The sequence below is a fragment of the Paractinoplanes durhamensis genome (assembly GCF_016862175.1).
Lineage (GTDB): Bacteria > Actinomycetota > Actinomycetes > Mycobacteriales > Micromonosporaceae > Actinoplanes > Actinoplanes durhamensis.
This window is the reverse complement of sequence record NZ_BOML01000031.1, coordinates 122,174-144,445: the sequence shown is the minus strand read 5'-3', so window position 1 is coordinate 144,445 and position 22,272 is coordinate 122,174. Positions and strand designations below refer to the sequence as shown.

Below are 22,272 nucleotides of genomic sequence, written 5' to 3'. Positions count from 1 at the left end.
ATCAGGAGACGGTCTTCGGCTGGGTCAGGTCGTAGACCGTGCTGCTGCCGACGGTGGTCGCCGTGTAGTTGGCCGCGACCCACTCGCTGATCGACGAGCCGCCGCCACCACGGCCGCCGCCGCCCATGCCGCCGCCACCGATGTAGTAGTGGATCTCGCCGGCCTTCACGTAGGCCTGGAACTCGGCGAGGGTCGGGGACGGGTCGCTGCCGGTGAAGCCGCCGATCGCCATGACCGGCCGGCCGCTGCCGAGCTGCAGCGGCGCCGCCTGCATCGAGCCGTTCGTGGCCGCCGCCCACCGGTTGCCGGTGGCCTTGAGCAGCGCCACCACCTCGGCGCTGGCCTGCCCACCACCGAAGCCGCCACCGCCCCCGGTTCGCCCGGCACCGTTCTGACCGGCACCGCTCTGACCGGCACCGCTCGGCGGGTTGCCGCCGTTGTTCTGACCGGTGCCGCCACCGGGGAAGCCACCACCGGGGAAGCCTCCGCCGGCGTCCGCGGTGCCGCCCGGGGCGCCACCGGGGAACCCGCCGCCGGTGCGATCGCCGCCGAAGCCGCCGCCGCGACCGAAGCCGCCGCCGGACGACACCCCGGAGGGCCCGGAGGTCGGGATCGACCCGCTGTGCGCGACCCCGGCGGTGCTGACACCCCAGGCGGCCGTGGCCGCCCCGGTCGTCGCCACCGCCACGGTCGCGACCGCCACCACCCCGACCCGGCGGAGCAGCTTGGCCGGAACCAGCAGCGCGAGGCCGGCGACGATCCCGGCGATCAGCACGAACCAGCGCAGCCCCGGCGCCCACGACACCCGGCCGAGCAGCACGTAGTCCCAGACGCCGGTCACCACGACCATCGCGGCCAGGCCGAGACGGGCGAGGATGCTGTCCTTCCAGCCCCACAGCACCCGGGCACCGATCGCCACCAGCGCCGCGATGCCGGGCGCCAGAGCGATCGTGTAGTACGGGTGCACGGTGCCGCTCATGTAGCTGAAGACCAGGCCGGTGACGACGGTCCAGCCACCCCAGAGGACGGCCGCGGCCCGGGTGCGGTCGGTGCGCGGCGCCCGCGCCGTACCGATCAGCAGTGCCACCAGCGCGACCAGCGCGGCCGGCAGAAGCCAGGAGATCTCCAGGCCGAAGCTGTCGCCGAACATCCGGGCGATGCCGGTCGAGCCGCCGAAGCCGGTGTTCCCGCCGCCGCCGCCCGGCCCGCCGCCGCCCCCGCCGCCGCCGTTGCCCTCGCCGCCGAGGATCCGGCCGAGGCCGTTGTAGCCGATCGCCAGCTGCCACAGCGAGTTGTTGGTGGAACCGGCGATGTACGGCCGGGAGTCGGCCGGCCACAGCGACACCAGCAGCACCAGCCAGCCGCCGGAGACGATCAGCGCGAGCCCGCCGATCAGCAGGTCGCGCAGGCGCTTGAGCAGGCCGGTGGGCGCGGCGATCAGGTAGACCAGCGCGAACCCGGGCAGCACCAGGAACGCCTGCAGCATCTTGGTGAGGAAGCCGAAGCCGAGCAGCACGCCGACGAGCGCGAGCCACTTCCAGGACGCGGTCTCGACCGCCCGGACGGTGGCGTACGCGGCCGCGACCATCAGCAGCACGAGCAGCGCGTCCGGGTTGTTGAAGCGGAACATCAGCACCGCGACCGGGGTGAGCGCGAGCGCGGCCCCGGCGAGCAGGCCGGCGGCCGGCCCGAACCAGCGGCGCACCGCGGCGTACAGCAGCGCGACACTGCCGACGCCCATCAGTGCCTGCGGGGCCAGCATGGCCCAGCTGTTCACCCCGAAGATCCGCATCGACAGGCCCATCACCCACATCGCGGCGGGTGGCTTGTCGACGGTGATGGCGTTGCCCGCGTCGAGGGAGGCGAAGAGCCACGCCTTCCACGACTGGGATCCGGCCTGGGCAGAGGCCGCATAGAACTCGTTCGCCCACCCGGAGGCGGACAGGTTCCACAGGTAGAGCACCGCGGTGCCGGCGAGCAGCACCCACAGCGCGGGCCGGGCCCAGGCGGGGTCGCCGAGCCAGGCGCGGCGCCGGGGCGACGGCGGCTGCTCCTGCTGCTCGGCGGTGGTGGCGCCGTCGGCCGGCGCGGAGGACCCGCGCCCTTCCGGGGCGGAGTCGAGGGTCAACGTCATGGTTGCCACTTTCGCCCGGAGTGCTACGCGGACTCTAGGAGCAACCTGTGCGGTAGCTGTAGATCTCTGCTGAAGTTACGCGGGTATTACGCCTGATTTGAGCACCCGTAACGCCGTCGAAACGGTCTCCGCCATCGCCGAGCGCGCCGACGCCAGATATCGACGCGGATCGACGAGGTCGGGCTGGTCGCCGAGGGTCGCCCGGACCGTCCCGGTGAACGCGGTGTTCAGTGCCGTCCCGATGTTGATCTTCGCCATGCCGCCGCGCACCGCCGCGGACAACTCGTCGTCGGGCACCCCGGACGAGCCGTGCAGCACCAGCGGCACCGGGACGGCCGCGGCGAGCCGGGCGATCAGGTCGTGGTCGAGCCGGGCGCTGCGGGTGGTCATCGCGTGCGACGAACCGACCGCGACGGCGAGCGCGTCCACCCCGGTCGCGGCCACGTAGGCGGCCGCCTCGGCCGGGTCGGTGCGGGCGCCCTTGACGTGCGCGCCGCCCTTGCCGCCGATCTCGCCGAGCTCGCTCTCCACCCAGAGCCCGGCCGCGCGGCAGCGGCGGACGGCGGCCGCGGTGGCGGCGACGTTGTCGGCGTAGGAGAGCCGGGACGCGTCGTACATGACCGAGCCGAAGCCGTTCGCCGCCGCCTGCGCGAGCAGATCGTCGGACTCGACGTGGTCGAGATGCAGCGCGACCGGCACCCCGGCCGAGGAGGCGATGGCCCGGGCGGCCGCGGCGATCGGCGCGAGCCGGCCGTGATGGAACCGCACGGCGTTCTCACTGATCTGCAGGATCACCGGCAGCCCGGCGGCCTCGGCGCCGGCCACGATGGCCTCGGCGTGCTCGATGGTGATGACGTTGAAGGCGCCGACCGCCCCGCCCGCCGCGTGCGCGGCCGAGACCAGGTCACCGGTGGGTGCGAACACGAGAACCTCCTGATGCGGATGCGGGGATGGCGGCCCGGGTCTGCCGGTAGACCTCGGGATCGAAGGCGCCGGCGACCGGCGCGGCGACGGCGGCGGCGCTGAGCGCGACCGCGTCGGCGAGGAGTTCGGGCCAGGGTGTGTGGTCCCGCAAACCCCGGCTGAGTGCGGCGACGCACGCATCGCCGGCCCCCGTCGGGTTTCCGTCCACGGGTACGGGCGGGGCGCACTCCCAGACCTCGTCGTGCGCGACGGCCACCAGCCCGGCCGCGCCCCGGGAGACCACCACCGGCCCGGTCGCCAGCGCCCGCGCGGCCGCGACGACCGGTCCGGGAGCGAGGGCGGCGAGTTCCTCGGCGTTCGGCTTGGCCATGGCCGGGGCGGCGAGCAGGCCGTGCCGCAGGGCCGGCCCGCTCGTGTCGAGCAGGGTGGGCACGCCGGCCCGCTTGGCGTGGGCGATCAGGACGGCGTACGCATCAAGCGGGACGCCCGGTGGGAGGGAACCGCTCAGAGTGACTACCGTGGCCGGGCCCAGCAGCTCGCGGAACTCGGCGAGGAAGAGGGCCCACTCGGCCGGTGTGATGGTCGGGCCGGGCTCCCAGAAACCGGTGGCGTCGCTGCCGTCGACGACGGCGACCGTGCGCCGGGTCTCGCCGCCGATCCGGACGAAGCCGGACCGCACGCCCTCGTGCCGCAGCAACTCGGCGACCCGGGTGCCGGTGGCGCCGCCGAGCAGGCCGGTGGCCAGGACCGGCTCGCCGAGCTGGTGCAGGACGCGGGCGACGTTGAGGCCCTTGCCGCCGGGGCGTTCGGCGACCGTGGCGACCCGGTGGGTGCCGTACGGGACGAGCGCGTCGACCGCGTAGGTCAGATCGAGGGCGGGGTTGAGGGTGACAGTGACGATCATGATAATTGCCCCGTCTCGGGCCGAATACTGACCGAACGTGCCTGTAGAAACCAGCTATTTGCCGCGTACCGTGCTGCGGGATCGAAGAGGGAGACGGACATGGTCGAGTTCGACGTTCTGGTGGTGGGCGACGCCAACCCCGATCTGCTGTTGCGCGGCGACGTGCGGCCCCGGTTCGGCCAGGCCGAACAGCTGCTGACCGCGGCCGACCTGGTGCTCGGCGGCTCGGCGGCGATCACCGCGGCCGGCTGTGCCCGGCTCGGGCTGCGCACCGGGCTGCTGGCGGCGGTCGGTGACGACGTGTTCGGCGGGCTGGTCCGGGCGCAGTTGTCGGCGCTCGGCGTGACGCTGCTGGCCGCCGACGGCCGGGGCGCGCCGACCGGGCTGACCGTGGTGCTGTCCGAACCGGACGATCGCGGCATGCTGACCCTGCCCGGCACGATCGCCGCGCTGCGACCGTCCGATGTGACCGATGACCTGCTCACCCTGGCCCGGCACGTGCACGTGGCGTCGCTGTACCTGCAGCCGGGTCTGGCCGCCGGCCTCGACGACGTGTTCGCCCGCGCCCGGCGCCACGGCCTGACCACGTCGCTGGACACCAACTGGGACCCGGCCGAGGAGTGGCAGTCGATCGCCCGGATCCTCGAGCACACCGACGTGTTCCTGCCCAACGCCAACGAGCTGCGCGCGATCGCCGGCCTCGACGACACCGACGAGGCCGCGTCGAAGCTGGTCGCCAGCGGCACGACGGTGGTCATGAAGAACGGCGCGGCCGGTGCCAGGGCCTGGTGGCCGGGCGGCAGCTGCGACGCCCCGGGCCGGGTGGTCGACGTGGTCGACACGACCGGCGCCGGCGACAGCTTCAACGCCGGCTTCCTGGCCGGCCGGCTGAGCGGCCTGCCGATCGAGGAAGCGATCGGCTGGGCCGCGGTCGCCGGTTCGCTGAGCACCCGGGCGGCCGGTGGAACGGCCGCCCAGGCGACCCGGGCGGACATCGTCAGCCCTTGATGCCGGTGAAGGTCATCGTCGCGATGAACTTCCGCTGGGCGAAGAGGAACGCCAGGATCAGCGGCATGGTGGCCACCACGTTGCCGGCCATCAGCTGCGACCACTGGGTGCGCCGCATGCCCTGGAAGTTGGCCAGCCCCACCTGCAGCGTGAACGTGTGGTCGTCGGAGATCGCGACCAGCGGCCAGAGCAGGTCGTTCCAGCTCCACAGCAGAGTGATGATGGCCAGCGTGGTGAGCGCCGGCTTGGCCAGCGGCAGCACGATGCTGCGGAAGGTGCGCCACCGGCCGCAGCCGTCGATCAGCGCGGCCTCCTCCAGTTCGGCGGGCAGCCCGAGGAAGAACTGCCGCATCAGGAAGATGCCGAACGCCGAGGCCAGCCACGGCACGTACGCGGCGGCCAGGGTGTCGACGATGCCGAGCCGGGCGAACATCAGGTAGGTCGGGATCATCAGCAGCTGGATCGGGATCATCACGGTCGCCAGGATCAGCACGAACGCGAGGCCGCGACCGGCGAACTTGAGCCGGGCGAAGCCGTAGCCGGCCATCGAGCACAGCGCCAGGTGGCTGACTACGGCGATGCCGGAGACAAGCACCGTGTTGATGAACCAGCGCAGCGCCGGTGTCTCGCTGAACAGATGCCGGTAGCCTTCCAGGTGCAGGCTGGTCGGGATCAGCTTGGGCGGGAACTGGTTGATCTCGGCGCTGCTCATGAACGAGGTGAGCAGCATCTGCACGAGCGGCAGCACGAAGATCAGCGCGAGCGGCATGAGCAGCAAATGCCAGGGGCTGAACGGAAGTTTCCAGCGCATCAGAAGACCTCCGAACCGCGGCGCCGCGAATACCAGATGACGAGCAGGCTGAGCAGTAGCGTCACGATGAACAGCAGATAGGCGGCGGCCGCGCCGTACCCCAAGCGCTGGGTTTGAAAGGCCAGCTCGTAGATGTAGTAGACGATCGTCTGCGTGCTGTTCAGCGGCCCGCCGCGGGTGGTGGTGTAGATCAGGTCGAACAGCTGCATCGCGGTGATCGTCTGCCAGATCGCCGCGAAGACCGTGACCGGCCGCAGCTCCGGCAGCGTCACGTGCCGGAACACCCGCCACTTCGACGCGCCGTCCATCCGGGCCGCCTCGATCAGGTCCTTCGGGATGTCCTGCAGCGCGGCCAGGTAGATGACCGTGGTGAAGCCGACCTCACCCCAGAGCGCGATCAGGCAGATGATGTAGATCGCCTGGTGCTGGTTCTCCAGGAACTGCTGCTGCGGCAGACCGAGGTGGCGCAGCACGTCGTTGGCCACGCCGAACTGCGGGTTGAAGACGAAACCGGCCAGGATGCCGGTGGCCGCCGCCGACGCCACGTAGGGCACGAAGATGCAGGTGCGGTAGAAACCGATCAGCCGGATCTTCTGGTTGAGCGCGATCGCGATGACGATGCCGAGCACGATCGAGCCGGGCACGAACAGCGCGGTGAGCAGCAGCGTGTGCTTGGTCGCCGCGATCATGTCCGGGTCCTGCAGCAGCAGCTGGTAGTTGCGCCAGCCGACCTGGGTCGCCGGGGCGATGCCGTTCCACTTGGCCCGGGAGATGAAGAACGCCCAGACCGCCGGGAAGATCGACAACCCGATGACGATCGCGGTGGCCGGCCCGGCGAACGCCCAGCCGGTGAGGTTCCGCCGCAGAGCGCGGCCACGAGGGCCGCGCTGTGCGGGAGGCGGGGTGTGAGTACGCGGCGTCGCCGCGAACGTGAGCGCCATCAGTTCACCAGGGCGTCGGCCGACTTCTTGGCCGCCTCGTCCAACGCCTCCTTGGGTTGGCCCTGCCCCTGCATCACCTTGGCGATGGCGTCGCCGACGTTGCGGGACAGCACCTCGTAGCCGGGTGCGGTCGGCCGGGCCTGCTTGGCGTTGGCCAGGTTGTCGAAGAACTTCTGGCCGCCCGGGTACTCCTTGACGTAGGCGGCGAACTCGGGGGAGTCCTTCTCCGAGGTGCGCAGCGGCAGGTTACCGACCGCGAGGTTCCACTTCGGGTCGATCTCCTTGCTGGTCAGCCACTTGGTGAAGTCGCGGGTGGCACCGGCCCGGTTCACGTCGCCGTGGTCGAACAGCACCCACAGGTCGGGACCGGAGACGGTCTGGTGGTCGCCGTTGTAGCCGGGCAGGTCGACCACGCCGTACGCAAGCTTGGCCTCTTTGATCTCCAAGAGGGACCAGGGGCCGGAGAGCATCATGGCGACGTGTCCGCTGTTGAACAGCGGCGCGTACTTCTCGTCGGTCTGGTCCAGATACATCGACTTGTCGTCGACCGCCATCTGCCGGAACGTCTCCAGCGCGGCCACCCCGGCGTCCGAGTTGAAGGCCGGCTTGGTGCCGTCGAGGATCTTGCCGCCGTGCTGCCAGAGCAGCGGCCACAGGTGCCAGGTGGTGTCCTCGCTGCCGGAGACCGAGTAGGCCGTCCCGTACGTATTGGTGGCCTTGTTCGTCAGCTTCTTGGCCGCGGCCCGGAAGTCGTCCCAGGACCACTGGTCGGTCGGGTAGGCCACCCCGGCCGCGTCGAACAGCTTCTTGTTGTAGATCAGCGCCAGGTTGTCGACCAGCGCCGGGATGCCGATGACCTTGCCGTCGGCGGTGGCCACCTCGCGGGCCGCGGCCGGGAAGTCGTTCCAGTCGAAGGCCGCGTCGTTCACGTAGGACGTGAGGTCCTGGGTCTTGCCGCTCGCCCCGAGGTCACCGGCCCAGTTGCCGAAGGCGTAGGAGACGTCCGGGTAGCTGTCGCTGGTGAACCCGGCGGACAGCTTGGTGAGCAGGTCATCGGTGGTCGGGGCGCCCGGCGAGACCTTGATCGTGACGTTCGGATGCGCGGTGTGGTAATCGGCCGCGAGCTGCTCGGCGACCTTCTCCTGCTCCTCCGGTTGCCCGGTCCACCAGGTGATCGTGACGGCGGCCTTCGGGTCGTAGCCGGCCGCGGCGTCCTTGCCGGAGTCGGTCGTTCCGCCCATGCAGGCGGAGAGGGTCAATGCGGCGCCGAGGCCGCCTGCCAGCAGCCGGAACGACCGGCCGCGCCGAAGGTTGGTCATCTCGTGCACCTCTTCAGGGGGTAAGAACCACGGATCGGGTGAGCAGTCGAGGACGGTCCGGATCGAGACCGCGGTGCGCGGCCATGGCCAGCGCGAAGCGCTGGGCGAGCACCAGCTGAGCGAGGGGATCTTTCTTGTTGCGGTACGCCGTGGCCCCGGCCTCGCGGGCCACGTCGTCGAGCTCGATCGGGGTGGCTCCGAACGACCAGACCAGCGAATTGCGCCCGGCCACCGCGACCGGGCCGTGCCGGAAATCCTTGGCGGGGTACGACTCCGAGTAGGCCTGAGCCGCCTCGCGGACCTTGAGCGCGGCCTCATGAGCGAGTCCGACGGTCCAGCCGGTGCCGAGGTAGACCAGGTGTTCGATGTGCGCCGGGTCGGCCGGCAACGGCTCGTCCAGCGCCGCCCGGCCGTCCGCGATGACCGGCTCGATGTTCTCGCCGAACGCGTGCCGGGCCAGCACCAGCGTGGTGGTGGGGAACCGGGTCTGCACGACGCTGCGCTCGTCGGCGAAGTCGAGCACGAGCTGGCTGTTGGTGAGGCCGTCCACGGGTTCGCCGCGGACGGCGGTGATCGCGATCGTGCGGGTCGACGACGGGACCATGCGGAGCGCCTCGAGCACCTCGGTCGAGGTGCCCGAGCGGGTGACCGCCACGATGCGGTCGTAGTGGCGGCGGGGCACGAACTCGGATGCGCAGACCGCGTCGGTCTCGCCGAAGCCGGCGGACTCCCGCAGCTCGGCGAGGCTCTGCGCGACGAACCAAGAGGTGCCGCAGCCGAGGATGAGCATCCGCTCGCCCGGGGCGATCAGTTCCGCCCGGGCCTCGTCGGTCCGGCTGAGGCTCTGCCGCCACACGTCCGGCTGGCTGGCGATCTCGGCTGCGGTGTCATTCATGTTCGAGGATTATGCTCGTTTGCGCTCGCTTAACAAGATGTGCGCATCAAACGAACAGTCCAGAGTGCGCGCTTACCGTTGGAGTCATCGCAGGGCCTCCGGAAGCAGGTCGCCGTGGGCCGCGGTCAGCTCGTCGCAGAGGTCCCAGATCTGCTCCACGGTCAGGGTGGCGGCGGTGTTCGGATCGACCATCGCGGCCTGCCGGACCATCCGCTTGTCGCCGGTCAGCGCGGCCTGCACGGTCAGCTGGCCGACGCTGACGAAGCTGCGGTTGAGGGCGGCGCACTGGGCGGGCAGATCGCCGACGCGTTCCGGGCGCACCCCGAGGCGGTCGACGACGCACGGCACCTCGACCGCGTAGCTCTCCGGCAGGTTGCTGATCAGGCCGCGGTTGGCGACGTTGCCGTGGATCCGGCGCATGGTGCCGGTGACCATGCTGTGGATGACCTGCGGGGCGTACTCGGTGGCGTCCCGCGTCAGGTCGAGCTTCTCGCCGTTCTGCAGGGCCGCGCGGGTCGCGTGATATTCGGCCACGTTGTCCGCGCTGATCCGCAGGTAGTCGCCGACCGGGATGCGCAGCCGCTCGATCTCCTGGTCGTGGTGCAGATACCAGGGGACGTACTCGGCGGAGTGCTCGCTGGTCTCGGTGGGGAAGTAGCCGAGCCGCTTGTACATGTCCATGCGTACCCGTCGTCGCAGCTCCGGGGTCTTTTCGAGGAGCTCGTCGAGTTTCGGGTAGAGCGATTCGCCGCGGTGCTCGAACCGCAGCAGCCAGGCCTGATGGTTGACGCCGGCGCCGGTGTAGTCGATCTCGTCGAGCGGCACGTGCAGCAGCTCGGCCAGGTCGTGCACAGTCCAGAACACCGAATGGCAGAGGCCGACCGCCTTGATCTGGGGCGCCTTCGCCGCGAGGTAGCCGATGTTCATCGCCATCGGGTTGGTGTAATTCAGTAGCCAGGCATCCGGACAAATCTCTTGGATGTCGCGCGCGATGCCGTCCAGAACGGGAAATGTCCGGAGTGCTCGGAAGATGCCGCCGACCCCGAGCGTGTCCGCGATCGTCTGCCGCAGCCCGAACTTGGCCGGGATCTCGAAGTCGCGCACGGTCGCCGCGTGCATGCCGACCTGGATCGAGTTGATCACGAAGTCGGCGTCCTGAAGGGCCCGCCGCCGATCCAGCGTCGCCTTGATCATCGGGTGGCATCCGAGCTGGTCAGCGGTTTGCCGGGCGATCGCCTCGGCGGTCTGAAGGCGCTCGGGGTCGATGTCGTGCAGGGCCAGCGTCACGTCGCGCAGCTCGGGGAAGGACAGGATGTCGGCCAGCAGCTCGCGGGTGAAGACCACGCTGCCGGCGCCCAGGAAGGCGATCACAGTCATGGGCGGATTCTTGGCGTACGCGCTTGGAACGCGCAATACCAACTGGTGTATCGCTTGAAAACGAACTACATTGACTGCTCGTTTGATCATTGCCGATATCGAGGGATCCATGAGTTCGCTTCGCCGGGCCGACCGGGTGTCGGCCATCCTCGAACGGGTCGCCAGCAGCGGCTCGGTCGACGCCGGGCACCTCGCCGACGAGTTCGCGGTCTCACCCGCCACCATCCGCCGCGACCTGCAGGTCCTCGAAGATCAACGGCTGCTTTCCCGTACGCACGGTGGCGCGGTCGCCGTCGACGTCGCCTACGAGTTGCCGGTCCGCTACCGCACCGGGCAGCACCGCGAGGAAAAGGCGCTGGTCGCCAAGACCGTCGCCGCGCTGCTGCCGAAGGGCCCGCTGACCCTCGGCCTGACCGGCGGCACCACCACACACCTGCTGGCCCGGCTGCTCGCCGAGCGGGTCGACCTGACCGTGGTGACCAACGCGCTCAACATCGCGGCCGAGTTGGCCCTGCGCCCGCGACTGAAACTGATCATGACGGGCGGGGTGTCCCGCACCCAGTCGTACGAGTTGGTCGGCCCGATCGCCGACCAGGCCCTGAAGGGGCTGAACATGGCGGTGGCGGTGGTCGGGGTGGACGGCATCAGCGCCCGCGGCGGCCTCACCACCCACGACGAGATCGAGGCGAACACCAACGCCACGATGATCCGCCGCGCCGACCGCGTCATCGTGGTCGCCGACGGCTCCAAGGTCGGCAAGATCTGCCTGGCCGGCATCTGCCCGATAACCGACGTGTCGATGCTGGTCACCGACGCGAGCGCCGACTCCGTGGGGGTCGAGGCGATCCGCCGGGCCGGCACCGAGGTGGTCGTGGCGGGCTCAGCATGACGGTTCGATTGCTGCTTGTCGGTGCGGGGCAGCGCGGGACCACCTATGCCCGGCGCGCCGAAGCAACCGGGGCCGGGCGGGTGGTGGCGGTGGTCGATCCCGATCCGGCTCGGCGGGCGCTGTTCGCCGTTCCAGGCTTCGCCGACTGGACCGCGATCGACTCGAGGATCGCGGACGCCGCGATTGTGGCCACTCAGGACCGGGACCATGAGGGCCCGGCCGTTCATCTGGCCGGGCTCGGCTATCACCTGCTGCTGGAGAAGCCGATGGCGCCGGTCGAGGAGTCGGCCCTGCGAATCGCGGCGGCGGCTGACGACGCGGGGGTCATGCTCGCGGTGTGTCACGTGCTGCGCTACACGGCGTACACAAATTGGTTAAGTCTTTTCTTTTATCAGGAAAAGTCGGGCGAATAGTCAGCGTGCAGCACCTCGAACCTGTGGGGTGGTGGCATCAAGCGCATTCGTTCGTGCGCGGGCATTGGCGTGACACCGCGAGCTCGTCGCCGATGCTGCTGGCGAAATCCTGTCATGACATCGACTGGCTGCTCTATCTTGTCGGCGATGACGTGCGGCGAGTGAGTTCGTTCGGGGGGCTGGCGCATTTCCGGCCGGAGTCCAAACCGGCCGGGGCCGGCGATCGCTGCCTGGACTGCGCGGTGGAGCACGACTGTCCCTACTCGGCGCCGCGGTTCTATCGGAACGCCGGGCCGGGCTGGCCGGTCTCCGTCGTGACCGATGGTGATCTGACGGAGGCGCTGCGGACCGGGCCCTACGGGGAGTGTGTCTACAACGGGCAGAACGACGTCGTTGATCATCAGGTGGTCTCGATGGAGATGGTCGGCGGCGCGACGATCTCGTTCACGATGACCGCGTTCACGCCGGCCGAGCAGCGCAAGACCCGGATCTTCGGGACGCACGGCTACCTCGACGGGGACGGCGCGAGCGTCCGGTACGTGGACTTCCGGACCGGCGCCGAGGAGATCTTCACCGTGTCCGATGACCCGTCGGCCGGTCACGGCGACGGGGACGACGGGCTAGCCGACGCGTTTCTGGCCGCCGTTGCCGACGGCGACCCGTCGCTCATCCGGTCGGACGCCGCCACCAGCCTGGCCGGCCATCGCGTGGTCTGGGCGGCGGAGCGGGCCCGGCTCACCGGGACGGTCGTAACGCTTTCCTAGCCGCTGGCCGGGCAGCTCGATGTAGCGGTAGGCGAGCCAGGACAGGCCGAGCAGGGCGGCCAGGAACACGGTCGCCGCCGGGATCTGGGCCGCGCCGTGGAAGTGGTCGCGCAGCCAGGGGCCGGCGAGCACGAAGACCGGCACGTGGATCAGGTAGAGCGAGTAGCTGATCACGCCGACCCAGGCCAGCGAGCGCGGCACGCGGCGGTGCCGGCAGGCGAAGCCGATCGCGAAGGAGCCGCCGATGATCACCAGGGTGATCACCGCGCGGGTCATGTAGACCGGCGTCAGAGCGTTCAGCGAGCGCAGCTCGGCGAACCAGTTGATCAGGCACGCGACGCTCACCGCGGCCGCCGCGACGGCCGCGTGCCGTTTGCGGATCTGGCCCTTCTCGGCGCGGTAGATGGCCGTGCCGGTGAACATCACCGCCGGGATCAGCAGGCCGTCCCAGACGTGCGACGGATCCTGGCTCGCGAACAGCAGGGCCAGGACCAGGGCGATCAGCGCGAGGGCGCCGGCCACGACCGCGGCCCGCCGTTTGCTGAGCAGTCCGGCCAGGCCGGCGATCAGGACGGCGGCGATCGCCAGCGGCAGCATCGGGGAGAAGAGCTGGCGCGGGGGCAGCGGCACGGTGGCGACCGCGGCCACCGCGAGCACCACCGCGATCGGCGCGCTCGCCCGGTGCGCCCCGAGCGCGAACAGGCCGGCGACCAGCAGGTAGAAGGCCATCTCGAAGCTGAGCGTCCACATCACCGGTGTCACCAGGTCGTAGCCGCTGAACTGCGGAAGCATGGTGAGGTGGGCGATGGTGCCGGCCGCCGGGTGCTCCTTGAGGTAGGGCGCGACCGGCAGCACCAGGACGACGGCGACGCCGACCGCCAGGTAGAGCGGGAAGAGCCGGGCGGCCCGGGCGACCCAGAACCGGCGCAGGTCGCCGTGCCGTTCCAGCGACGCCGGGATGATGTAACCGCTCACCAGGAAGAACAGCATCACCCCGGCCACCCCGGCGTTCAGCCAGCTGGAGGTGAAGGCGCGGACGTCGCGGAACAGGAAGTGGGTGAAGTGCGCGTAGACCACGAGCAGAGCGGCGACCGCGCGCAGCGCATCGAGCCAGGCCATTCTCTGATGCGCTGCGGCGGCGGGCATCCGCGAAGGATACTCACGGTTTTTCTCAGTAGCCCACTCGGAACGTCGCGTCCTGCTTCTCGGTGGTGGTGCTGACCGGGTCGATGCGCAGCACGTAGTTGGAGTGCCGCAGGTATCGATCCGGATAGTTGTACGACCGGAACGACGTCCACGAACTGTCGGCCAGGCCGGCGGTCTTGTAGAAGGTCGCGTCGGCCTTGAAGGCGGTCGAGCCGTCGCTGGTGGCCAGCTGGATCGCGTAGTTGGAGTGCCGGAGATACATGGTCGGGTAGTTCACCGACTGGAACGACACCCCGGTGCTGTCGGCCAGCCCCGGCACCAGCTTCCACTGCTGGTCCTGCCACTGGTCGAACGGGTATTCGTCGATCCGCCCGACGTTGCTGTAGTGCCGGATGTAACGGCCGGGGTAGTTGTAGGACTTGACCCGGTTCCAGCTGGGCGAGCCCCACTTGGTGAGCAGGTTCGACATCTCGGTCGCGGTGAGCGGCGTGATGCCCAGGTGCTTGGAGTTCAGCGGCTGGGTGTAGGTGCGGTCGTTGAGCAGCGACCAACTGCCGGTGGACAGCGCGCTGGTCGACCAGGCGAAGAACCGCCCGTTCGGGCTGTAGGTGTCGCCCCACAGCGTGTACCCGTTGCCGGACAGGGCCGGCACCAGCTGCGGCGCCTCGACGCCGCGACCGGGATTGATCACGCTGGTGTAGGTGGTGAAGCTGCCCGGGTTGAGCGTCGACGACTTCGCGCCGAACAGGCCGCCGGTCCCGCGGTAGTAGAAGTAGTTCACCCCGCCCTGGCTGACCAGGTTGCCGTCGATGACGTCGGTGCCGTTGTCGAAGAACACCTGGCCCTCGGTGGCGGTCTTGAAGTCGGTCGTGTAGCTCACCATGATCACGTTGTGGCCGCCGACCACCGACGAGTAGATGACGCCGTACTGGTTGCGACCGGCGTCCCAGTAGGCCTCGGGCGCCCACGAGTGGGTGGCCAGCGAGTTGACCTTGAGCCGCCGGTAATTGGTGAAGGTGCGCAGGTCGGTGGAGTCCCAGACGTGGATGTACTGGCTGTTGTAGCTCCAGTCGGTGCCCTTGAGGTCGGTGGCCAGGACCTCGAAGGTGCCGTCCTGCTTACGCAGGATGTAGGGGTCGCGCAGGCCCTGGGCGCCGGCCGTGGCGGTGGCGACCGGGGCGTTCTGGTTGAGCGGCGTCCAGTTCAGGCCGTCGCCGCTGACCGCGATGTGCAGGTCGTAGTTGGCGGCCGACATGTTGGGGGATTCGGTGAAGTACGCCATGGCATAGCCGGCGTAGGTGGCTGCGGCGGCGGGGGAGGCCGAGCCGAAGACCACGGCGAGAACGGCGGCCAGTACGGCGCCGCCAAACTTCCGCTTTGAGGACATGTAGTGAACGTTAACAATCACTACTTTCAATGGAAAGAGCCGACGCTCTCCATCCCCGTGTCATACCGCTTCCAGGTGCCCTTGCCTGCGGATTTGGCGGCATACATCGCGACGTCGGCCCGCCGGATCACCGCCGAGACACCGTCGCCCGGCTCGGCGCCGGCCGCCCCGATGCTGGCGTTGGCGACGATCCTGGCCCCTTCGACGGAGACCGGCTCGGCCAGCGCGGCCAGCAGGCGCTGGGCCGTCTGCTCCGCCTCCGGGCCCTGGCAGTCGCGCAGCAGGATGCCGAACTCGTCGCCGCCGAACCGGGCCGGCAGATCGCCGTCGCGCACCGCGGCCCGCATCTTGTCCGCCACCGAGATCAGCAGCTGGTCGCCGGCCGCGTGCCCGAACGAGTCGTTCACCTGCTTGAACCCGTCCAGGTCGATGAGCAGCACCGAGGTTCGCTGGATGTCGGTGGCCAGTGCCGCCTCGACCTGCTCGTGGAAGTGCGTGCGGTTGGCCAGTCCGGTCAGGCCGTCGGTCAGGGCCTGATGGCGCAGCCGGGTCTCGTGCTCGCGCAGCTTCTTGATCAGGTCGGTGTTGTCGTGGAAGGCCACCAGTTGCCGGCCGGCGACCAGCGCACAGATCAGGCCGAGCCCCACCACGACGCCCCACAGCCGGAAGTCGACACCCTGCGGCAGCACCACGATCAGGGCGCCGAAGACGATCGCGATCGCGCCGTACGGCAACAGGCTGTAGGGCTTGCGGCGCCGCTCGGTGAACGGCGCCGGATCGAACTTGGCGATCACCAGTTGGATGCGCGGGCCGAGCGCGACCAGTAGCGACGGCATCAGCCGGATCAGGTAGATGGAGCCGGCCAGCGCGCCGCCCGGCTCGGGGGCGACGAAGAAGCCGAGCGCGGTGAACGCGGCTGCGGCCATCATCGTGATCGCGGCGGTCTTCCGCATCGGCGCGTTGCCGCTGAGGATCATCTTGACCGCGCCGAAGCAGGCGGTGATGGCGGCGCCCGCCGCGGCCAGGGTCGCGGCCAGGTCGGAGAAGTCGTCCTGCCCCGGGTGGGCGGCGAAACACCAGGCCACCACCGCGCCGGCGACCAGCACCGAGGCCGAGTCGAGCCAGAACGCGAGCCGGGTCCGTCCGGTGCGTCCCGGGTGTGGGTAGGCCAGCGTCGCTACCACCATCACCACGAGCCCGATCGCGAAGCAGCTGGACTGCACCAGGCCGCCGGTGGTCGACCAGGTTCCCGGCGGGTCGAGGAAGGTCAGGACCGTCTGAAAGGTGTCGCCGAACAGGAAGAGCACCCCGGACGAGGCCAGCACCCGCCAGAACCGCCGGACCGCCCCGGACGCGATGCGCGAGACCTGCCAGGACGAGATGACCAGCAGCGTGTCCAGCGGCAGCTGGAACGTCCAGAAGACCTGCACCTGCCGGTCGGCGTTCGCGGCGAGGAGGTAGAAGAGCACCGTCGCCAGCCCGGTCCACAGGATGGCGGCACTGATCACGGGATCGCGAATCCAGCTCCGCAACCGCTCAGCGCCCTTCACAGCCGTCCTGATCGACCGGGGCGCGCTCGGCTTGAGGATGTTGTGAATCCTGATCTTTGCAAAGCCTTCCAAGGCTCTGAACAGGCACTCGTCACAGCAGCCCCACAGGTCCTGCAAGATCTTTCAGGAAGTCATTGACGTATTTGAAACAATCAAGCATCCTCGTCGTAACGGACGGCCGTCCCATCCCTTTCGCCCCCGCATCCTTAGGAATCCCCTATGAAGCGAAGCCTGCGTGCGATAGCCGCCGGTGCCGTTCTCGCGGCGAGCGGCCTGGTCGCGTTCACCGTCCAGACGGTCACCGCGAGTGCGGCCGTCACCCTGAACAACAGCGATGTGACCGCCAACCTCTGGAGTTGGAACTGGAACTCCATCGCTAAGGCCTGCACCGACCAGCTCGGCCCGGCCGGCTACGGCGCGGTCCAGGTCGCCCCGCCCGCCGAGTCGGTCAGCCTGGCCAGCAGCGACAACGGCGCCCACCCGTGGTGGGAGATCTACCAGCCGGTCTCGTACAACCTGACCAGCCGCTTCGGCACTCGCGCGCAGTTCTCCACCATGGTCACCACCTGCCACAACGCCGGGGTCCGGGTCTACGCCGACGCCGTCGTCAACCACACGGCCGGGGCCAACAACACACTGACCACGACGTACGGCGGCAGCACCTTCAGCCCCACCGGCTACACCTACCCGGCGGTGCCGTACACGTACGACGACTTCCACCACGCGAACGACGGCTACTGCAGCGACGACGACGCCGTGATCGACGACTGGAACAACGTGTCGGAGGTCCAGAACTGCATGCTGCTGTCGCTCTCCGACCTCAAGACGCAGAGCACCACGGTCCGGGCGAAGATCGCCGCCTACCTGAACGACCTGATCGGGCTCGGCGTCGACGGCTTCCGGGTGGATGCGGCCAAGCACGTCGCCAAGACCGACTTCGCCGCTATCCTCGCGCTGCTCAACAAGACCACCGCCGAGAACAAGACGCCGTACATCGCCCAGGAGATCTTCACCGGCGCGAGCAACAGCGAGCTGCTGCCGTCCGCCTTCACCTCCAACGGTGACGTGCTCGGCTTCTCCTACGCGATGGGCCTCAAGACCCAGTTCAACAACGGGACGCTGGGCAACCTGGCGACCATCCCGTCCTGGAGCCTCGACGCGACCAGCGCCCAGACCGCCGCGATGGTCACCAACCACGACCTCGAGCGGGACGCCACCACCCTGCGGTACATGGACGGGACGAAGTACACGCTCGCCAACTACTTCCTTCTTGCCTACCCGTACGGCAAGCCGTTCGTCTACGACGGCTTCGCCTTCTCCACCTCGAACACCGGGCAGTCCCCGCCGGCCGACTCGAGCGGTTTCGTCACCGACACCAGCTGCACCAGCGGCGCCTGGCAGTGCATCACCCAGTCGACCGGGGTGAAGGGCATGGTCGGCTGGCACAACGCCACCGCCGCGACCACCACGGTCTCCGACTTCACCACCACCAACGCCAACGTGATCGGCTTCCACCGGGGCTCGCTCGGCTGGGTCGGGATCAACAACTCCAGCAGCGCCTCCACCGCCACCTACACCACCGGCCTCGCCGACGGCGTCTACTGCGACGTGATCACCGGTGCGGCCACGACGTCCGGTTGCGCCGGCACGTCCGTCACGGTTTCCGGGGGTACGGCGTCGGTCACCATCCCGGCCAACAGCGCGGTGGCGATCCACGTCAACGCCAAGTCCGGGGCCGGCAACCCGACCACGTCGCCGACCACCACACCTACTACTACACCTACCACTACACCCACCACCGCGCCGACGACGTCCACGCCCACCACGTCGCCGACCAGCAACCCGGCCACCGTCGCGGCCACCTTCAACGAGTACGCCACCACCGCCTACGGCACGAACGTCTACGTCGTCGGTAACGTCGCGGCGCTCGGCAGCTGGAACACCGCCAACGCGGTCGCCCTCTCGGCGAGCTCCTACCCGGTCTGGTCCGGCACGGTGAACCTGCCCGCCAACACGGCCATCGAGTACAAGTACATAAAGAAGGACGCCGCCGGCAACGTCACCTGGGAGACCAACGCGAACCGTACGGCGTCGACCGGCACCGCCGCGGTGACGTACGACGACACCTGGAACGTGGCCGTCGACGCCGCGGTCAACTTCAGCGTGACCGCGAGCGCGGCGACCGGCACCGGCGTCTACGTGATCGGCTCGATCGCGGCGCTCGGCAGCTGGGCGCCCGCCTCGGCCATTCCGCTGACCGCGAGCGGCACGACCTGGCGCCGCGCGGTGGCCGTGCCGCAGAGCACCAGCTTCGAGTACAAGTACATCAAGAAGGACGCGGCCGGCAACGTCACCTGGGAGTCCGGGAGCAACCGGACATACACCACCGGAACGGCGTTGACGTACAGCACAAGCGACACCTGGAAGTAGCCGTTCGGGCAGCCGGTCGTGGCGCACTTCGCCACGACCGGCGTGGCCTGCGTCGCAGGCGCGCGCTCATAATTAATGAAGGGTTATTGTGACCGCATGCGTGCACGTCTCTCGGATATCGCCCGACAGGCGGGCGTCAGCGAGGCGACGGTTTCGCGCGTCCTCAACGACCGCCCCGGCGTCTCGGCCGACACCCGCCAGGCAGTCCTTACTGCCCTCGATGTCCTTGGCTACGAACGACCGGAACGCCTGCACAAACGCAGTGCCGGTCTGGTCGGCCTGATCGTCCCCGAGCTGGAGAACCCGATCTTCCCGGCCTTCGCCCAGGTGATCGAGTCGGCTCTGGCCCAGACCGGTTTCACCCCGGTGCTCTGCACCCAGACCCCGGGCGGCGTGACCGAGGACGAATACCTCGAGATGCTCCTCGACCGTCAGGTCAGCGGCATCGTCTTCGTGGCCGGCCTGCACGCCGACACGACCGCCGACCACGACCGTTACCAGCGCCTGATCGACCGCCCGCTGCCGATCGTCTTCGTGAACGGCTTCGCCGACGGCATCTCGGCCCCCTTCATCTCCTGCGACGACAAGCAGGCGGCCGAGTCGGCGGTGTCGCACCTGGCCGCCCTCGGCCACGAGCGGATCGGTTTCGTCTCCGGCCCCGAGCGGTTCCGTGCCGTCCAGCGCAAGCTCGACGGCTACCACAGCGCGATGCGCCGGCACGTCCCCTCCTACGATCATCGATCCCCGTCCGAGATGGTCGCCCTGACCCTGTTCGGGGTCGAGGGTGGCGAGGTCGCGGCCGGCCAGCTGCTGGACCGGGACGTCACCGCCGTGGTGTGCGGCTCCGACCTGATGGCCCTCGGCGCGATCCGGGCCGCCCACCGCCGCGGCCTGCAGGTGCCGCGCGACATCTCGGTGGTCGGCTTCGACGACTCGCCGTTGATAGCTTTCACCGACCCGCCGCTGACCACGCTCCGCCAGCCGGTGGCCGCGATGGGCAACGCCGCGGTCCGGGCCCTGGTCGACGAGATCCACGGCCACGCCGCCCCGCGCTCGGAGTACGTTTTCCCGGCCGAGCTTGTGGTCCGCGGATCGACGGCGGCCGCTCCGACCCGCCGGCTGACCAAGCAGACCCACATCCCGGCGGCCTGACCTGGGGTTCCGCGTGATCGCGGGCGGGTACATGACGACGGGGACGGCATCCGGTGGCGGCCGGGTGCCGTCCTCCCCCTCCTCGAACTTGGTCAGGTGAAGCGGGCCGCGATCCAGGTGGCCACCGTGCTCGCCGAAAGAACCACGGACGAGTCGTGGGTGGCGCCGGCCAGCTCGGTGAACGTCACGGGCTGGGTGTAGGCCTGCAACTGCGGCAGCAGCAGATCGTGCGTGATGAAGTAGGGGACGGCCTCGTCATCGGTGCCCTGCACGATCAGGATCGGCGCGCTCGGCGCGGTCTGCGCCGGGTTGTCGTTGTTCGCGAGCTTGGTGACCACCGCGTCCGGCAGCGCCCCATCGACCAGGAGCTGCTCGGCGGTCAGATTCTCGTAGGCGGCCAGGATCTCCATCAGGCAGCCGCTGGTCAGGGCGGACGTCTTGGTCTTCGCCTGGGCGGCCAGCACCGTGTTCGGGTTGAAGGTGGAGTCGACCGCGGCCAGCCCGTAGAGGCCCATCACCAGGTAGCCCTGGCCGGGCGTGCCGGGGATCAGCGGGGCGAACGCGTCCACGTTGGAGACCGGCGCGATGCTGGCGGTGCCCTTCAGCACCAGGGCGCCGTCGTAGCTCGGGGCGATCTGGCTGGCGAAGAGCGCAGCCTGGCCGCCCTGCGAGTGGCCGTCGATCACGTACTGGGTGGAGAGGGCACTGTCGAGGTTGCGGGCGGCCTTGACGCTGTCGATGACCGCGCGAGCCTCGCTCCCGCCGACCAGGTAGGGGTGCGACTGTGTGGTGCCGAGGCCGGCGTAGTCGGTGGCGGCCACCGTCCAGCCGCGGCTGAGCAGGGCGGCGACCGCGGTGCGGGCCTCCGGCCAGAAGACGTTCTGGTTGGCGGACGGGGCGCACTGGTCGGCGAGTCCGGTGCTGCCGTGCGCCCAGGCGACCGTGCGGTTCTTCTTGTTGGTCTTGGGCGTGAGGATCAGCGCGGTGGCGTAGATCAGGCTGCCGTTGATGTCCGTTGTGACGTATTGGATGCGCTTGCCGGTCGCCAGCGGGCTCAGCTCGGACGGCAGGGTGGCCGTCGCGGAGGTGAGGACCACGCCGGGCAGCGAGGCGGCGGAGGCTGCCCCGGCCGGCGCGGAGAGGGTCCCGCAGACGGCCAAGATAACGACCAGTAGTAAGCGCGGACTTGTTTTCACACGTGTTCCATTCCCGTGAGTAGGGTTGATGATCAGAGCCGGGGCATAGCGTATGGCGATTACCGACCCCGGCTGAAGTACGCAGATGCGTAGTCCTTCTGGTACTGGCTCCGGAGTACTGATCGCAGCGCCGACCGAAAAACGATTCAAATGCGACCTGATTCGACAAACCATTCCGGGATTTCGAGGCGATCAAATTCCAAGATCAAAATCCGCGCCGAGTACGCCGTGAGCCGGCAATTCCGCAGGCCGCAGCCCTCGTGCCGGCGGTCGCGGAGATCGCCGCCCGGGGCCCGCCGAACCTCCACCGAACGTGATCGTCTGGTAGTCCGGCGCTTTTCCGGTCTGACCGATTCTGATAGGTCGGCCCACGAAGCCTTCAGCGGCTCGAATATCGCCCGCTAGCTGCTCGTACCTCTCCGTGACGCCGCCGCGGACGGCGCGCGGGGCGTCGAGGATGCATCGTGATCGACCGCCGGTGACCCCGTCCGAGATGACGTTGAGTATGCGCCTGGATCATCGTCGGCGAAAGAGGGGGATTCGCGAGCTTTCGCGCCTGGCGGCAACCGGCGCCGGCGTCGCCGAACGCACCTTTGCGCAGGTGGTGGGCGGTGGCGATCGGGATGATCGTCGTGTTAGGACAGCCAGGTCAGGCGGCAGTGTCGAGCGGTGTCGAAGTGGGCCGCGGGAAGGCATGCGGCACCCTTGCCCGGCGGCAAATAGTCGCAGGTGAACAGCGCCGCCGGCCGCCATGGAGGCGGCCGGCGGCGGTTGCGGTTAAGATCCTTGCCGGGAGATCCGTTCGTCAATTGATCACCGTTATTTGATCTCTGGGCGGGTGCCGGTAATCGTCGTGGAGCGGCAATGAAGGCGGGTGCGGCAATTGGCGGGCCGCCCGCAACTTGCACAGTTTCGGGCACCGTGGAGCCCGTCTCCGGCGATTGGCACATTCAATCGGCGAACACGCATTGTGTTTGCGGCGTCACTGTTCGTACTCTGTTGAGCACTAGATCATTGATCGGTGTGAGTGCG

17 protein-coding genes and 1 pseudogene are annotated in these 22,272 nt (G+C 69.3%); 6 read left to right on the top strand and 12 right to left on the bottom strand.

Features of this window, described 5'->3' with window-relative positions:
- Nucleotide 1 precedes the first annotated feature (1 nt).
- From Adu01nite_RS18360 to Adu01nite_RS18350, 3 genes are all read right to left on the bottom strand, one after another.
- Complete coding sequence (locus tag Adu01nite_RS18360; protein ID WP_203728109.1) at nt 2-2,134, bottom strand: ArnT family glycosyltransferase; 2,133 nt, start codon at nt 2,132-2,134, stop codon at nt 2-4.
- Between the two features lie 75 nt (nt 2,135-2,209).
- Nucleotides 2,210-3,058 carry a class II fructose-bisphosphate aldolase gene (locus tag Adu01nite_RS18355; RefSeq protein WP_203728108.1) on the bottom strand — a complete coding sequence of 283 codons (849 nt, stop codon included), beginning with the start codon at nt 3,056-3,058 and terminating at the stop codon, nt 2,210-2,212.
- Nucleotides 3,039-3,962 (bottom strand): 1-phosphofructokinase family hexose kinase, encoded by a 924-nt coding sequence (locus Adu01nite_RS18350; protein ID WP_203728107.1) that lies wholly within the window; start codon nt 3,960-3,962, stop codon nt 3,039-3,041. The genes Adu01nite_RS18355 and Adu01nite_RS18350 overlap by 20 nt, the downstream gene beginning before the upstream one ends.
- Nucleotides 3,963-4,061: 99 nt before the next feature.
- On the opposite strand from Adu01nite_RS18350, the gene Adu01nite_RS18345 reads away from it, so the two are divergent.
- Nucleotides 4,062-4,970 (top strand): carbohydrate kinase family protein, encoded by a 909-nt coding sequence (locus Adu01nite_RS18345; RefSeq protein ID WP_203728106.1) that lies wholly within the window; start codon nt 4,062-4,064, stop codon nt 4,968-4,970.
- Here the strand turns inward: Adu01nite_RS18345 and Adu01nite_RS18340 are convergent.
- From Adu01nite_RS18340 to Adu01nite_RS18320, 5 genes are all read right to left on the bottom strand, one after another.
- Complete coding sequence (locus Adu01nite_RS18340) at nt 4,960-5,781, bottom strand: carbohydrate ABC transporter permease (RefSeq protein ID WP_203728105.1); 822 nt, start codon at nt 5,779-5,781, stop codon at nt 4,960-4,962. The two genes, Adu01nite_RS18345 and Adu01nite_RS18340, sit on opposite strands and share 11 nt — an antisense overlap.
- On the bottom strand, nt 5,781-6,722 hold the full coding sequence (locus Adu01nite_RS18335; protein WP_203728104.1) for a carbohydrate ABC transporter permease: 942 nt from the start codon (nt 6,720-6,722) through the stop codon (nt 5,781-5,783). Before Adu01nite_RS18335 ends, Adu01nite_RS18340 begins: the two co-directional genes overlap by 1 nt.
- The gene (locus tag Adu01nite_RS18330) at nt 6,722-8,041 is read right to left on the bottom strand and encodes an ABC transporter substrate-binding protein (protein ID WP_203728103.1); all 1,320 of its coding nucleotides are present in this window, start codon (nt 8,039-8,041) and stop codon (nt 6,722-6,724) included. Before Adu01nite_RS18330 ends, Adu01nite_RS18335 begins: the two co-directional genes overlap by 1 nt.
- Nucleotides 8,042-8,054: 13 nt before the next feature.
- Nucleotides 8,055-8,936 carry an SIS domain-containing protein gene (locus tag Adu01nite_RS18325; protein WP_203728102.1) on the bottom strand — a complete coding sequence of 294 codons (882 nt, stop codon included), beginning with the start codon at nt 8,934-8,936 and terminating at the stop codon, nt 8,055-8,057.
- A gap of 84 nt (nt 8,937-9,020) precedes the next feature.
- A complete protein-coding gene (locus Adu01nite_RS18320; protein ID WP_203728101.1) occupies nt 9,021-10,313 on the bottom strand; it encodes an alpha-glucosidase/alpha-galactosidase in 1,293 nt (430 codons plus the stop codon).
- A 109-nt stretch (nt 10,314-10,422) separates the two neighbouring features.
- Here Adu01nite_RS18320 and Adu01nite_RS18315 point away from each other — a divergent pair, with 109 nt between their 5' ends.
- The 3 genes and pseudogenes from Adu01nite_RS18315 to Adu01nite_RS47825 all read left to right on the top strand — a co-directional run.
- Entirely contained in the window at nt 10,423-11,202 is a 780-nt protein-coding gene (locus Adu01nite_RS18315) for a DeoR/GlpR family DNA-binding transcription regulator (protein WP_203728100.1), read from the top strand.
- Nucleotides 11,199-11,615 (top strand): Gfo/Idh/MocA family protein, encoded by a 417-nt coding sequence (locus Adu01nite_RS47830; protein WP_239132508.1) that lies wholly within the window; start codon nt 11,199-11,201, stop codon nt 11,613-11,615. The genes Adu01nite_RS18315 and Adu01nite_RS47830 overlap by 4 nt, the downstream gene beginning before the upstream one ends.
- Nucleotides 11,540-12,205 (top strand): annotated as a pseudogene (locus Adu01nite_RS47825) (Gfo/Idh/MocA family protein); the annotation flags it as partial. The gene Adu01nite_RS47830 and the pseudogene Adu01nite_RS47825, both read left to right, overlap by 76 nt.
- A 30-nt stretch (nt 12,206-12,235) precedes the next feature.
- Here the strand turns inward: Adu01nite_RS47825 and Adu01nite_RS47820 are convergent.
- From Adu01nite_RS47820 to Adu01nite_RS18300, 3 genes are read right to left on the bottom strand one after another with little or no spacing between them, the layout of a single operon-like run.
- Nucleotides 12,236-13,525: an acyltransferase family protein gene (locus tag Adu01nite_RS47820; protein ID WP_344518001.1), complete on the bottom strand. Its 1,290-nt coding sequence runs from the start codon at nt 13,523-13,525 to the stop codon at nt 12,236-12,238.
- A 25-nt stretch (nt 13,526-13,550) separates the two neighbouring features.
- The gene (locus tag Adu01nite_RS18305) at nt 13,551-14,912 is read right to left on the bottom strand and encodes a glycoside hydrolase family 43 protein (protein ID WP_203728099.1); all 1,362 of its coding nucleotides are present in this window, start codon (nt 14,910-14,912) and stop codon (nt 13,551-13,553) included.
- 26 nt (nt 14,913-14,938) lie between these two features.
- On the bottom strand, nt 14,939-16,420 hold the full coding sequence (locus Adu01nite_RS18300; protein WP_239132507.1) for a GGDEF domain-containing protein: 1,482 nt from the start codon (nt 16,418-16,420) through the stop codon (nt 14,939-14,941).
- A gap of 261 nt (nt 16,421-16,681) precedes the next feature.
- Here Adu01nite_RS18300 and Adu01nite_RS18295 point away from each other — a divergent pair, with 261 nt between their 5' ends.
- The gene (locus Adu01nite_RS18295; RefSeq protein WP_203728097.1) at nt 16,682-18,892 is read left to right on the top strand and encodes a carbohydrate-binding module family 20 domain-containing protein; all 2,211 of its coding nucleotides are present in this window, start codon (nt 16,682-16,684) and stop codon (nt 18,890-18,892) included.
- A gap of 96 nt (nt 18,893-18,988) precedes the next feature.
- Complete coding sequence (locus tag Adu01nite_RS18290; RefSeq protein WP_203728096.1) at nt 18,989-20,044, top strand: LacI family DNA-binding transcriptional regulator; 1,056 nt, start codon at nt 18,989-18,991, stop codon at nt 20,042-20,044.
- Between the two features lie 92 nt (nt 20,045-20,136).
- Here Adu01nite_RS18290 and Adu01nite_RS18285 read toward each other — a convergent pair whose 3' ends face one another.
- Nucleotides 20,137-21,240 (bottom strand): alpha/beta fold hydrolase, encoded by a 1,104-nt coding sequence (locus Adu01nite_RS18285; RefSeq protein WP_203728095.1) that lies wholly within the window; start codon nt 21,238-21,240, stop codon nt 20,137-20,139.
- Between the last annotated feature and the right edge of the window lie 1,032 nt (nt 21,241-22,272).

Bases quoted from the DNA above. Each gene is read 5' to 3' on its own strand.
- Adu01nite_RS18340 (WP_203728105.1), bottom strand. From the start codon at position 5,781: ATGCGCTGGAAACTTCCGTTCAGCCCCTGGCATTTGCTGCTCATGCCG.
- Adu01nite_RS18330 (WP_203728103.1), bottom strand. From the start codon at position 8,041: ATGACCAACCTTCGGCGCGGCCGGTCGTTCCGGCTGCTGGCAGGCGGC.
- Adu01nite_RS18325 (WP_203728102.1), bottom strand. From the start codon at position 8,936: ATGAATGACACCGCAGCCGAGATCGCCAGCCAGCCGGACGTGTGGCGG.
- Adu01nite_RS18350 (WP_203728107.1), bottom strand. From the start codon at position 3,962: ATGATCGTCACTGTCACCCTCAACCCCGCCCTCGATCTGACCTACGCG.
- Adu01nite_RS18320 (WP_203728101.1), bottom strand. From the start codon at position 10,313: ATGACTGTGATCGCCTTCCTGGGCGCCGGCAGCGTGGTCTTCACCCGC.
- Adu01nite_RS18295 (WP_203728097.1), top strand. From the start codon at position 16,682: ATGAAGCGAAGCCTGCGTGCGATAGCCGCCGGTGCCGTTCTCGCGGCG.
- Adu01nite_RS47830 (WP_239132508.1), top strand. From the start codon at position 11,199: ATGACGGTTCGATTGCTGCTTGTCGGTGCGGGGCAGCGCGGGACCACC.
- Adu01nite_RS18315 (WP_203728100.1), top strand. From the start codon at position 10,423: ATGAGTTCGCTTCGCCGGGCCGACCGGGTGTCGGCCATCCTCGAACGG.
- Adu01nite_RS47820 (WP_344518001.1), bottom strand. From the start codon at position 13,525: ATGCCCGCCGCCGCAGCGCATCAGAGAATGGCCTGGCTCGATGCGCTG.
- Adu01nite_RS18335 (WP_203728104.1), bottom strand. From the start codon at position 6,722: ATGGCGCTCACGTTCGCGGCGACGCCGCGTACTCACACCCCGCCTCCC.
- Adu01nite_RS18290 (WP_203728096.1), top strand. From the start codon at position 18,989: ATGCGTGCACGTCTCTCGGATATCGCCCGACAGGCGGGCGTCAGCGAG.
- Adu01nite_RS18360 (WP_203728109.1), bottom strand. From the start codon at position 2,134: ATGACGTTGACCCTCGACTCCGCCCCGGAAGGGCGCGGGTCCTCCGCG.
- Adu01nite_RS18305 (WP_203728099.1), bottom strand. From the start codon at position 14,912: ATGTCCTCAAAGCGGAAGTTTGGCGGCGCCGTACTGGCCGCCGTTCTC.
- Adu01nite_RS18345 (WP_203728106.1), top strand. From the start codon at position 4,062: ATGGTCGAGTTCGACGTTCTGGTGGTGGGCGACGCCAACCCCGATCTG.